The 12919-nt window shown below is 42.7% G+C and carries 12 protein-coding genes and 1 riboswitch; of the genes, 8 read left to right on the top strand and 4 right to left on the bottom strand.

Features of this window, described 5'->3' with window-relative positions; all coding sequences use genetic code 11:
- Nucleotides 1-14: 14 nt before the first annotated feature.
- Entirely contained in the window at nucleotides 15-287 is a 273-nt protein-coding gene (locus FTV43_RS03725) for an oxidative damage protection protein (RefSeq protein WP_004975738.1), read from the top strand.
- Between the two features lie 526 nt (nucleotides 288-813).
- On the opposite strand, the gene phoU is transcribed toward FTV43_RS03725, so the two are convergent.
- Nucleotides 814-1536 carry a phosphate signaling complex protein PhoU gene (gene phoU / locus FTV43_RS03720; protein ID WP_004975736.1) on the bottom strand — a complete coding sequence of 241 codons (723 nt, stop codon included), beginning with the start codon at nucleotides 1534-1536 and terminating at the stop codon, nucleotides 814-816.
- Nucleotides 1537-1690: 154 nt separating this feature from the next.
- Nucleotides 1691-3028, bottom strand: a complete 1338-nt coding sequence (locus tag FTV43_RS03715; RefSeq protein ID WP_179994901.1) for a TolC family outer membrane protein — start codon at nucleotides 3026-3028, stop codon at nucleotides 1691-1693.
- Between the two features lie 432 nt (nucleotides 3029-3460).
- Between FTV43_RS03715 and FTV43_RS03710 the strand changes: the two genes are divergently transcribed.
- The 7 genes from FTV43_RS03710 (at nucleotide 3461) to FTV43_RS03680 (ending at nucleotide 10244) form a co-directional block, all read left to right on the top strand.
- Nucleotides 3461-4525 (top strand): hypothetical protein, encoded by a 1065-nt coding sequence (locus FTV43_RS03710; RefSeq protein WP_004975731.1) that lies wholly within the window; start codon nucleotides 3461-3463, stop codon nucleotides 4523-4525.
- Nucleotides 4526-4624: 99 nt separating this feature from the next.
- Nucleotides 4625-4772: riboswitch (TPP riboswitch) on the top strand.
- A gap of 97 nt (nucleotides 4773-4869) precedes the next feature.
- Complete coding sequence (thiC, locus tag FTV43_RS03705) at nucleotides 4870-6765, top strand: phosphomethylpyrimidine synthase ThiC (RefSeq protein ID WP_096901934.1); 1896 nt, start codon at nucleotides 4870-4872, stop codon at nucleotides 6763-6765.
- A 77-nt stretch (nucleotides 6766-6842) separates the two neighbouring features.
- Nucleotides 6843-7463, top strand: a complete 621-nt coding sequence (locus FTV43_RS03700) for an NUDIX domain-containing protein (RefSeq protein WP_004975729.1) — start codon at nucleotides 6843-6845, stop codon at nucleotides 7461-7463.
- A gap of 10 nt (nucleotides 7464-7473) precedes the next feature.
- Nucleotides 7474-8280: a 3',5'-cyclic-AMP phosphodiesterase gene (cpdA, locus tag FTV43_RS03695; RefSeq protein ID WP_004975727.1), complete on the top strand. Its 807-nt coding sequence runs from the start codon at nucleotides 7474-7476 to the stop codon at nucleotides 8278-8280.
- A gap of 212 nt (nucleotides 8281-8492) precedes the next feature.
- Nucleotides 8493-9020, top strand: a complete 528-nt coding sequence (dksA, locus tag FTV43_RS03690; RefSeq protein WP_004975725.1) for an RNA polymerase-binding protein DksA — start codon at nucleotides 8493-8495, stop codon at nucleotides 9018-9020.
- Between the two features lie 2 nt (nucleotides 9021-9022).
- Complete coding sequence (gluQRS, locus tag FTV43_RS03685) at nucleotides 9023-9952, top strand: tRNA glutamyl-Q(34) synthetase GluQRS (protein ID WP_179994900.1); 930 nt, start codon at nucleotides 9023-9025, stop codon at nucleotides 9950-9952.
- 52 nt (nucleotides 9953-10004) lie between these two features.
- Nucleotides 10005-10244 (top strand): zinc-ribbon domain-containing protein, encoded by a 240-nt coding sequence (locus tag FTV43_RS03680; RefSeq protein WP_104852920.1) that lies wholly within the window; start codon nucleotides 10005-10007, stop codon nucleotides 10242-10244.
- 11 nt (nucleotides 10245-10255) lie between these two features.
- On the opposite strand, the gene ftsW is transcribed toward FTV43_RS03680, so the two are convergent.
- Together ftsW and murD are read right to left on the bottom strand one after the other, a co-directional pair.
- Nucleotides 10256-11452 (bottom strand): putative lipid II flippase FtsW, encoded by a 1197-nt coding sequence (gene ftsW / locus FTV43_RS03675; RefSeq protein WP_004975720.1) that lies wholly within the window; start codon nucleotides 11450-11452, stop codon nucleotides 10256-10258.
- 19 nt (nucleotides 11453-11471) lie between these two features.
- Nucleotides 11472-12818 (bottom strand): UDP-N-acetylmuramoyl-L-alanine--D-glutamate ligase, encoded by a 1347-nt coding sequence (gene murD, locus FTV43_RS03670; RefSeq protein ID WP_026438396.1) that lies wholly within the window; start codon nucleotides 12816-12818, stop codon nucleotides 11472-11474.
- Between the last annotated feature and the right edge of the window lie 101 nt (nucleotides 12819-12919).

The raw sequence follows: 12919 nt of genomic DNA, 5'->3' as shown, positions 1-12919 counted from the left end.
TCAGGAAGTGAGAGATGTCTAAACAAGTATTTTGTCGTAAATATCAAACCGATATGGAAGCGATGGATTTCGCTCCTTTTCCGGGTGCCAAAGGTCAAGAATTACTTGAAACGGTATCTAAACAGGCTTGGCAGGAATGGCTAAAACACCAAACTACGCTCATTAATGAAAAGCGTTTAAATGTGTTTGAACCTGAAGCGAAAAAGTTTTTGGAAGAACAACGCGAGAAGTTTCTCAACAATGATGCCAGCTTGGAAGTCGCAGAAGGCTTAAAACCTCAAAACTAATCCAAGTACTGTTTTTCATTTTAGAAAATTCAAACCTTGTTCGCATTATCATTAAAAGAGTCTTTACGAAGGCTCTTTTTTTATTCCATTTTTGATTATAGATTGCAGCAACAATGTTTTAAATAAATGAAAATAGATTCAAAAAGTTAAGCTGACTTCCTATTTTTATTTCTCGATTGAAACGTATAATACACAGTCACAACAAAACACTCAAAAATATATTAATTATTGATTTTAAAGACAATAGTTTTAAAAAAAATCACACTAAAAATAATGTAATTTAAAAATACATTTGTATATAAAACGCTACATTCCACTACAATAAACCACATGATTCTTGAGTGTGATTTTCCTATACTTATTTTCAAGGAGATAAGCAATTATCTCTCACTATAATAAATATCCCCGATTTCAATCTCAGATTTCCCCCAAAGTCTGAGATTTTTTTTATCCAAAATTTCGGCTGTTTCAAGCCATAAAAAAAGCCCCATCATTAGATGAGGCTGAATATTCAAAAAAGCTGAACTTAGCGTTCCTGTACTTTTTCTTCAATTTCTTTGACGCTGGTATGACGTACGTCAAAACCTTTGACCATATAAATCACTTGTTCTGAAATATTTCGTGCGTGGTCACCAATACGCTCTAATGAACGTAACACCCACATCACATTAATCACACGTGAAATATGACGCGGATCTTCAATCATATACGTCATAAGAGTACGTGTTGCAGATTGATATTCACGGTCAATATCGGCATCGGCAAGTAAAACACGCAGTGCTTGATCGACATCTAAACGTGCAAAAGCATCCAGTGCATCGTGAATCATGACACGCACTTGGTTACCAATATGACGTGTTTCCATATAGCCGCGTGGCGAACCACCTTCTTCACATAAGTTTTGGGCAATACGGGCAATTTTTGCAGCTTCATCACCAATACGCTCTAAGTCAGTATTGGCTTTAGACATGGCAATCACCATACGCAAATCAATTGCGGCTGGATGACGACGCGCCAAAATCAAAGTTAAGGCTTCATCAATTTCGGTTTCCATGCGATTGACAACGTTGTCTTGGAACTGAACTTCTACCGCCAAGGCTGCATCGGTATCCAAGAGTGCGTGAATCGAGTTGGCAACCTGCTGCTCTACCAAACCACCCATGGCCATAAATTTGGTATTTACATCCTGCAAATCTTCATTGAACTGAGAAGAAATATGGTGACTTAACACAGGATTATTCGTACTCAAGGAATACACTCCACAACAAAAGGATAGACTGACGCAATGATTGAATATTAAAGCACAGCAATGATGACGTTTTTATGACATTTTCTCACCAAACTCTCAAGTCTGATCGTTTCTGTCTTTATACAACATACCTTATACAGATGACAAAATGATTTTATAAGGCTTTCTGAATCAACCAAGCATTCATTTCCTGTACATCTTGTTCAGTCAATTGCCCAACGGCTGCTTTCAACTGTAACACATGCTTCAAATAGTCATACTGTGCATTGAGATAATCCTGCTTGGCAGAAAAGGCGTTACGCTGTGCCAACAGTACATCCACCATGGTTTTTAAACCTTCCTGATATTGCGCTTTGGATGCTCGTGCCACTAAATCTGCTGAATTCATTGCAGCCTGTCGCGCCTGCAATTTGGCTTGATCAGTTTCGACTTGTAAATATGCCTGTTTCACATCGGTATTGGCTTTATGGATTGCTGCATCTAGCTCGGCTTCAGATTTTTGTACCAAAACCACTGCTTTTTGCACATTTTTATTGACCCGCCCACCGCTAAACACATTCCAGTTCATTTCAATCCCGACCTGGTCGAACTGACCATCGGGCGACATGATACTTTCAGGGCTTTGTTTGGCATAACCATAACTGCCCACAGCTTCTACCTGCGGATAACGTGCTGCTTGTTCAACCCGACGTGCATCTTCGGCATATTGTCGCTGCAAACGTGCCTGTTGAATAGCCAAATTTTGAGTTTGTGCCAATTGCGACCATGCCTCTAAACTTTCAGGCACAGGTTTTTGAAATTGAAAGTCATCTCGCAAAACTGCCAAACTTTCTTGATATGGCCCAATCAATTGTGCCAACTGCTCTTGTGCCAAAACCAACTGCACATGTGTTCCAATTCTGTTCGCTCGTGCATTTTGATATTGCGCATTGGCTTCACTGACTTCACTTTTAGCCACCAAACCTTCACGCAGTTTGGCATTCATCATATTGAGCTGTTCCAACAAAGCTTTTTCTTCTTGTAAATATGCTGTTGTTAAAGACTGCTGTCTCAGCACATTAAAATACGCTTCTGATACATTCAAAATATGTTGCTGTCGTTGTAAACGTAAGGTGACTTCACTCAGGCTTAACGAGGTTTTGACTTGTTTCAGGGCTTGCCAAGCATCCCAACGAAATAAAGGCTGACGTGCTGTTAACGCGACTTGACGTGAAGTTGAGGATGAACTGCTTAAAAGCTCTGGCGAGGAACTGGCAATATTGACTCGACTCATTTCCTGACTTTTACGGGTGATATTGCCCGACAGAGTCACAGTTGGCAGTAAATTGCCTTGCGCAAGCCCTAAATTTAATTGATCGGCCTGATATTGTAATTGCTGTGCGCGCCAAGTCGGATCGCTATTTTGAGCACGCTGATAGGCTTGCATTAAATCCAAAGCAAAAGCGCTTGAACTCATCCAACATAAGCATGTCACTAACATCATTTTTTTCATTATTTTTCGATCAACCCACTCTGTAATTTCGTCAATCCTACTGCAATGTATTTTTACACCGCCCATACTAAAGCGAATTTGCATTTTTTTCGTATGACTTTCATTAATTTTGATAATTTTTCATATTATTTCAATTCATTGCAATACTTAAGCAAAGCCATACACGTGCTAACAATCGCTGCATAAAGTGGCACTTACTCACAGGCATGTAACCAAACTCTAGCAGAATACTACAATTTACTCCGTGGCTTTGACTTTACAATGCAAGCTCTCCCCTCGTCCTTCGACCCAAGCTTCTAAAACCGTGTGCCTCACAGCGGATATTTTAAATTTAGAATTTTGGTATGAATGACTCATTTTGAATTTTTGGAATCCATAGTGCCTAAATGAAGGCACTAGATGATGAATGAATACTCATGTTGAATTGCTGTAATGGTTAAATTTCTTCGCGCCAGTAAACTTGCCCTACTGCTTGGCAGTTGTCTGTATTTGCTCGCCTGCCAAAATTCAGATACACCTCCCGTAGCTGAACCACCAAAGGTACAGGCCAGTGCCAGCGAGCCTGTGGATTTGACCCAAATGTGTGAAAATATTCAGCACAATATGCAGCAAATTGACAATACCCGCACCACGTTTGCGCTAGAACAAATTAATCAGGATTTAAAAGTCTGCCTACCCTTGCTGCCTTTGAATGAGCAATTAAATTTGCTCAATCTTTCGACCCAAATGTATCAACGCTTTTTGCATGTAGAACGCAGCGCTGCAGAACAAGCTGCTTTTGATCAACATGCTTTTGATATGGCGCAGCATCCGACCATTCAGCAAAGTCATTTTGAAAACTTTGCCTTGCGTGATCAATATTTATTGAAACATAAGGGACAAGCCTATTTAGAGCTATACGATGCAGGTGAAGCACAGTTGGTTTATCGTCGTAGCCCACAATACTTAGCCATTATTTTTGCGCCTTACATGCCCGATGCCGAGCAGATTTTTATTGAAAGAATGGCCAATGACAATATGCAGCACAGCTTGCGTGATGGTGGACTCACCCTTGATGCTGCCGATTTGGCAGAACGCGCCTTATTTTGGGAAGATTACGTGCAGCGTTATCCTAAAAGTCACTTTATACGGGATGCACGTTATCTAGCCGAAGTGTATGCCTTGCTGCTGTTTAAAGGCACAGTCAACAGTCCTGTTTCTCAGGATTATGTCGATGAATACAGTATCCAACCTGCCGTATTATTTGAAATTAAAAAACTGGCAAAGTTGCAAAAATCTCCCTTAGCACAGCAAGCGCGTAAATTCCTTGCCTTTTTACACATGAGCAGTGAACAACGACTCACTGAAATTGCAGCACAGCCCACTGCACGTGAACAGCGTGAATATGGCGATGATGCTTTAGTACATGCACAGTTGCATCAATATTTAAATTTAAAGAACATCTCCATCCATGCAAAACGCGATTGTTTTAGTGATGCCGTTTGTATTACTCGCTAATTATCCAAAGTCGCTTAAAGCTCAAATACTTGTCATTAGGCATCAAAGAATAAAAGCCGCGCGAAGCCTGCTTTTATACCAACAACGTGCTACTATTTATACAGCTTGACGGAGCGCGAGTAATGCCTCGCTGAGATTGTGTCCATGCTGAGTTTGTAGCCTAAAATCTGCAAACCAAGCTGTAAACCCAAGTACCGTTGAACCTGATCAGGTTAAAACCTGCGTAGGAATCAAGCCCATCTAAAAACATAGCACCCAAATTGTTCCCTTGTTCAAAACAGATCAGTTTGCCCTTGTTTTTGGTCGTGCTTGATTCGTTGATTTCATTCTTCAGGATCATTGCAATGAACCAATTAACGAATCTATCCCCTGCTGATATTTCTGCTCAACACGAGCAAGATGCCAAAGATTTAACCCGCATTTTACCTGCATCGAAAAAAGTCTATATCCAAGGCTCACGCCCAGACATTCAGGTGCCAATGCGTGAAATTGAACTGACTGACACTCCAACAGGTTTAGGCGGTGAGCACAATCCGCCGCTCATGGTGTATGACACTTCAGGTGTATATACCGATCCAAATGTTGAAATTGATCTGAATAAAGGCTTGCCGAACATCCGCGACAGCTGGATTGAAGAGCGCCAAGACACCGAAAAACTAGAAACCCTTAGCTCGGCATTTGGTCAAGAGCGTTTACGCGATATTCGTACTGCAGAGATTCGTTTTGCCCATATTCAAAAGCCGCGTCGTGCCAAAGCGGGTAAAAACGTCACCCAAATGCACTATGCCAAACAAGGCATCATTACCCCTGAAATGGAATATATCGCCATTCGTGAAAACCAACGCCAACGCGAAGGTGTCGATATGCGTCAGCATCCAGGGCAAAACTTTGGGGCTAAAAACTTAACTGAAATCACGCCTGAATTTGTACGTCAGGAAGTGGCTGAAGGCCGTGCAATTATTCCTGCCAACATTAACCACCCAGAATGTGAGCCAATGATTATTGGTCGCAACTTCTTGGTCAAAATTAATGCCAATATTGGTAACTCGGCACTGGGTTCAAGTATTGATGAAGAAGTCGCGAAAATGACTTGGGCGACCCGTTGGGGCGCAGATACCATCATGGATTTATCGACAGGTAAAAACATCCATGAAACCCGTGAATGGATTATCCGCAACTCGCCTGTGCCAATTGGTACTGTACCTATTTATCAGGCACTAGAAAAAGTAAACGGCATTGCCGAAGACCTCACTTGGGAAATCTTTAAAGACACGCTGATTGAACAGGCTGAACAAGGTGTGGATTACTTCACCATTCACGCAGGCGTGTTATTGCGTTATGTACCACTCACGGCCAATCGCTTAACAGGTATTGTATCGCGTGGCGGTTCAATCATGGCGCAATGGTGTTTGGCGCATCATGAAGAAAACTTCCTTTACACACACTTTGATGAAATCTGCGAAATCATGAAAGCTTACGATGTATCGTTCAGCTTAGGTGATGGTTTACGTCCGGGTTGTATTCAAGATGCCAACGATGAAGCACAATTCAGCGAACTGCGAACTTTGGGTGAATTGACTCACCGCGCTTGGGAACATGATGTGCAAGTGATGATTGAAGGCCCGGGGCACGTACCAATGCACATGGTCAAAGAAAATATGGACTTGCAACTTGAAGTCTGTAAAGAAGCACCATTCTATACACTCGGCCCATTAACCACGGATATTGCACCAGGTTATGACCATATTACTTCTGCAATTGGTGCAGCGATGATTGGTTGGTACGGTACTGCAATGTTGTGCTATGTGACACCTAAAGAGCACTTAGGCTTACCGAACAAAAAAGACGTCAAAGACGGCATCATCACCTATAAAATTGCAGCACATGCGGCTGACCTTGCCAAAGGACATCCGGGCGCGCAAGCACGTGACAATGCCTTATCTAAAGCACGTTTTGAATTCCGCTGGGAAGATCAGTTTAACCTGAGCCTTGACCCAGATACCGCACGCAGCATGCATGATGAAACCATGCCAAAAGAAGCGCATAAATCTGCACACTTCTGTTCAATGTGCGGACCAAAGTTCTGTTCGATGAAAATCACGCAAAACGTGAGAGATTATGCACAAAATCAAAATGCTGCGAACAAAACGGAGCAAGTAGATGCAGAGGTCGAATCAGGTCTCAAAGCCATGAAAACCGCTTATCAGGAACATGGTCAAAAATTATACCATAAGCTCTAATTTGTTTAAAAAGCGTTTGTATTCAATAAAATCTCAGTTAGGATGAAATTATGCTTTGCTCATCCTGATGAGAATTTATGAAGATTATTCAACAAGCAACTTATGGACAACACGATGCACAGATTCACCAACGTGAATACCTGTATCGTGGTTTTATTCAGGTTGAAAAAGTCAGCCTGAGCCATCGCTTGTTTAATCAAACTACATATACCCCAGTCCTTCAGCGTGAACTCATTCAACGCCCTGAAGCGGCTGGGGTACTCATTTATGATGCACCACAACAAAAATTTGCCCTGATTGAACAATTCCGTATTGGTGCAATTGATGATTGCGACTCGCCTTGGCAACTCGAAGTGATTGCAGGCGTGCTAGATGGCAATGAATCACCTGAAAGTTGCATTCGTCGTGAAGCTTTGGAAGAATCGGGCTGTGAATTAAAAGAATTACAACATTTATTCAGTTTTTATCCATCTGCGGGTGCATGCGCAGAATTGTTCCACTTATATAGTGCGAGCACCACGTTACCACAGGAAGGTGGCGTGTTTGGTATGCCAGATGAAGGAGAGAATATTCAATTACACATTCTTGATTATCAGGAAATTCCAAACTTGCTGACCAATGGTCGGCTAAAAAACGCACCTGTCATCATGGCATTGCAATGGTTACAACAACAAATTAAAACCGTGAAGGATGTCTAAGGGGTCAGGCATGACTTTATTCTCAAACAATCACCAGCAACGCTGGACAATTGTACAAATTTCAGATACGCACCTCATGAATCAGGAAGATTTAGAGTTTGTGCACATGAATCCTGAACGCAGCTTTCACGCGGTAATGCACGATATTCAACAGCAATATCCGCAGCTCGATGCTATTTTCCATACAGGCGATTTAGCACAAATCCCTGTTGCTGAAACCTATCAGCGTTATTTGCAGTTTATGCAGACTTTGAATACGCCGCATTTCCAGATTCCGGGCAATCATGATGATGCCGCGGTTTTTCCATTCCATTTACAGTCCAATCAAGTTCATGCAATTGAGTTGGGCAATTGGAGTGTCATTTTACTGAATACTGCGGTTAAAGGTCGGATTGATGGCTGGATGGACGCAGCACAATTACAGCAGTTAGATCAGCTTTTACAGCAACATGCGCAGCAGCAGGTGATTATTGCCTGTCATCACCATCCTTTTGATATGCAATCGCACTGGATAGATCAGCACAAACTTAAAAATACCGAAGCCTTAATTGATGTATTGGCACGCCACAACAATGTCAAATTGGTGCTGTGTGGGCATGTGCATCAGGACTCATTAAATGAATGGCAAGGGATTCAGTTTTACTCAACTCCATCGACCTGCGTGCAATTTAAACCACATAGCCAGCACTTTGCGCTTGGGCCTGAGGCACCGGGTTACCGTGTGTTACATTTGAATGCAGATGGCAGTTTTAGCACCCAAGTGCATCGGGTTGAGCATGTCACACAACAAATAAATTTTGAAATTTCAGGTTATTAACTTTCCATTTTATTTTTTTTGCTTTACTTTATGCCTTCAACGAAAAAATGCGATAACACATCCAAACATCAAAGACTATCCATAATCAAAAAAAGTCTATATGATGACGTCCCCCGAAGAGAGAATTCTTTCTGAGGGAGTGGATAAAAACACTTGCATATCACCATATTTTTCGCGTATGAATCTTACGCATATGATGAGGAATGCCCTACATGGCGAATGACAACCAAAATCAAGTCTTGGACGAACAAACAGATCTTGTAGAAGAAAAAGCTACAAAACGCGTGCGTAAGGCAAAGCCAAAGGCTTTAGAGGGTGGTTCTACAGCTAGCTTATTTGGTATTGCACCTTATCAGCCGAAAAAGAATGAAGAATACATGTCTGAAGGACAACTCGAACATTTCCGTCAAATTTTAATGGCGTGGAAAGAAGAGTTAATGTCAGAAGTAGATCGTACACTCAACACCATGCAAGACGAAAATACCGCTTTGCCTGATGTGAATGACCGCGCGACACAAGAAGAAGAATTTGCGATTGAATTACGTACCCGTGACCGTGAACGTAAATTGATTCGTAAAATTGAACAATCCATTGAAGCGATTAAAAACGATGACTATGGTTTCTGTGAAACTTGTGGTATCGAAATTGGTCTGCGTCGTTTAGAAGCACGCCCAACGGCAACGTTATGTATTGACTGCAAAACTTTGGCAGAGATCAAAGAGAAGCAAAATAACGGTTAATTGTGACTGTTGAAAATTCTTTAGCGGAGCATGCTCCCCATGCGCAGCAGCGAGATCATATTTCGCTGACGCGCTACTCAGGTCGGTTTGCGCCATCGCCAACCGGCCCTTTGCATTTTGGCTCTCTCATTACTGCCGTTGCCAGTTATTGCGATGCCAAAGCCCAGCACGGCACTTGGCTGGTACGTATTGAAGATACTGACATCCCACGCATTTACCCTGGCAGTGAAAATCATATCTTGCGTTGTATTGATGCCTTTCAATTTGAGCCAGATGCCGAAATTATTTTCCAGAAAGATCGCCTCGATCTCTATGCAGCCGTGTTGCAACAATTGCAGCAACGCGACTTGGTCTATGCCTGTCAATGCACCCGCAAAATGCTTGGCTCCAATCATATTTATGCAGGGACTTGCCGCAATTTAGGTTTAAATTTTGCCAATCAAGCGATTCGAGTCAAAGTCACACACCAAGAAATTTGCTTTCAAGACCGCCTGCAAGACAAACAATGTTCCAACCTTGCGCAGGACTTGGGCGATTTTGTCCTAAAACGGCGTGATGGCATTATCAATTATCAACTGGCAGTGGTGGTGGATGATTATTTGCAAGGCATTACCCATGTGGTTCGCGGCGCAGATTTACTCGACAACACCGCACGGCAAATCTATTTGGGGCAACTGTTAGGCTACCCTAAACTCAGCTACACGCACCTGCCTTTAGCCATGAATGCACAAGGGCAAAAACTGTCTAAACAGAACTTGGCACAAGCTTTAGATTTAGCCCAAGCACCGAAGCTGCTACAAGCCGCTTTAACTGCCTTAAATCAAGCCACTGTCGAATTAGACACCCCTGCACGCATGCTTACGCAAGCCATTCAGCAATGGGATCTTTCACGTATTCCTGCAGGCACAGCTTTACACGGCTATTATTTATAAAATTTAAAATTCAGTTATGCTCAAATTGAAATGGATCATTTGAGGTTGTGTCATGTTTTTTATTTTTGGTGTTGGACCGAAAACCAAAGTGGTCGAGAAAAGTCAATTTAGCTGCCCCGTTTGCCGCACTCGCAGTAGCTATGAACTCAGACAGCAACGACAATATTTTTCCTTATTTTTTATTCCCTTGTTTCCTATGTCTAAACAAAAAAATACTACAGTCAAGTGCTTACACTGCGGAACAGTCATGCCAAGCATGGTCTTGCACCATGCTCAGCCAGAAGCGAAATAGAAGGATAAATTCTAGAAGCTGGATTCTTCACGGCTAGGGTTAATCTCATGCGTGCTGGCTTCAATTTTCAGAATCAAACTCACCATCACTGCACACATAATTAACGATGAACCACCATAACTAATAAAAGGTAGAGTCAAACCTTTGGTAGGCAACATACCCATATTCATGCCTGCATTCACCATAATCTGTAATAAGAAGATAATGCTGATGCCATAAGCCAAATATCCTGCACGTAAGTACTGGTTTTTCAGGGCGCGATGACCAATTTTAATGCAGGCAATCAGCATAGCAAAAGACAAGCTCAACACCACAAAAATGCCTAAAAAGCCAAACTCTTCACCTAAGACAGCCAACATAAAGTCCGTATGTGCTTCAGGTAAATAGGACATTTTCTGGATACTATGCCCCAAGCCTACGCCTGCCCATTCACCGCGTCCAAATGCCATTAAGGCGTTAGACAACTGATAACCGACACCCAAAGGGTCATTCCACGGGTTTGAGAACGACATTAAACGCTCAAAACGATAAGGCTCAAATACCACCAAAAACACAAAGGCGGCAATAATCGCGCCAAAGGCAATACCAAACTGAATTAATGGCGCACCAGCTAAAAAGAAGACCCCTAACATGGTCAAGGCAATCACCACGGTCGCCCCCAAGTCAGGCTCTGCAATCACCAAACCTACCGTGACTGCCATAATCACTGCAAGACGAATCAGACCTTTAATGTTATTACGCACTTCTTCGGCACGGCGCACCACATAGTCAGCGGTAAAAATGGCCATCATCACTTTAGCGACTTCGGAAGCTTGCAGGGTAAAACCTGCGACCCGAATCCAGCGTTTAGAACCATTGACTTCAGTACCCACCAGCAACACTGCAGCCAACAAGGCAATGGTCACAATCCACAGAAAGAAGGTGTTGTTAAACCAGGTATTCAGCGGCACTCTATAGGCAATCACGGCAGCGATTAATGCCACCACAATAGAAATGCCATGACGCAATACATAGTGAAAGGCATTTTCATGCATGCGCTCGGCATAAGGCATAGAAGCCGATGCCACCATGATTGAACCAATACATAACAGCGCCAGTACGCTAAAAATCAGTACATTGCGTACATTCACTTCCGCTGGCAGTTTGGGTAACCAGCGCTCATAGACCTGATTGAGTTTATTGATTGTTGTCTGAGCAAAGCCAGCCATATCTCACACCTTATTGTTGTTATACCAGTGCGTTGACATAAGCAACGAACTTGTGACCACGTTCTGGATAGCCCGAGAACATATCAAAACTTGCACATGCAGGTGACAATAACACCACATCATGCGCTTGTGTATGTTGTTGGCAGATTTCAACTGCTTGTTGCAAGGTATCTGCAGTTAAGAGTTGGGTTGTTCCCGCAACTGCTGTTTCAATTTTCGTAGCATCCTCACCAATCAACACTGCCAGTTTGGCATATTGTTGCAATGATTGGCGTAGCGCAGTGAAGTCCTGCCCTTTGCCTTGCCCACCTAAAATAATCGCAACCTTACCGCCTTGTGCCTGAATTGCTGCACCCAAGCCATCTAAAGCTGCCAAAGTTGCACCGATGTTGGTTCCTTTGGAGTCATTATAATAACGCACCCCATGTAATTCTTTGACGAATTCACAACGATGCTCCAAACCTTTAAAGGTTTTCAGCGTTTCCAGCATGCTGTGCATAGATAAACCAATGGCTTCACCCAATGCCAAACACGCTAATGCATTAGCAATATTGTGTGTGCCTTGAATATACATCTCGGTGCTTTTTAATAAACGCTCACGCCCACGTGCCAACCACATGCTGCCATCATCATCTTTTAATAAGCCGTATTGGTTTAGGTCAGGCGCATTTAAGCCAAAACTTTGCATAGGAGTCTGATCTGGCACCAACGGACGACTCAAAGCATCATCACGGTTAAACACCACTTTTTTCACACCCTGAAAAATACGATGTTTGGCGGTGTGATAACCGAGCATATCGCCATGACGGTCTAAATGGTCTTCACTCATGTTCAGCACTACCGCCACTTCTGCATTTAAATTCGAGGTGGTTTCTAGCTGAAAACTGGAGAGTTCTAAAATATACAGTTCAGGATCATCTTTGATCAGATCCAGCGCAGGGCGTCCCAAATTGCCACCTACCGCGACTTTTTTGCCTGCCTGCTCTGCCATTAAACCAATCAGTGTGGTAACGGTACTTTTCGCATTAGACCCTGTAATTGCCACAATAGGTTTGTCGGTCGCACGACGTAAAATCTGAATTTCACTCACCACAGGAATGCCCTGCGCCATCGCAGCCTGAATTTCAGGGAGTTTTGGATCTAAACCTGGGCTAATCACAATTTCTTCCGCAGACAGCAATAAATCCTGATCAAACTGACCAAAACGGGTTTCTACTTCGGCAGGAATTTGGTCATGCCCTGGAGGTGTGGGGCGAGAATCTGTCACAGCAACGCGGTAACCCTGATGATGTAAAAAATTAACGGCTGCAACACCAGAAATACCAAGTCCTGCAACGACTTTTAATCCACCACGTTGTATTAACATTTTTGCCCCATTTTGTGCGCTAATTTTGAAACAGACAAAATAGTAGCACTTTGCTGTTTTGAATGCTTTTTCTGTTTGCAGTTCCTGCAGTTTTTTTGTGT

The sequence above is a fragment of the Acinetobacter sp. YH16053 genome (assembly GCF_013417035.1).
GTDB classification, from domain to species: Bacteria; Pseudomonadota; Gammaproteobacteria; order Pseudomonadales; family Moraxellaceae; genus Acinetobacter; species Acinetobacter towneri.
This window is presented reverse-complemented; position numbering and strand designations above follow the sequence as displayed.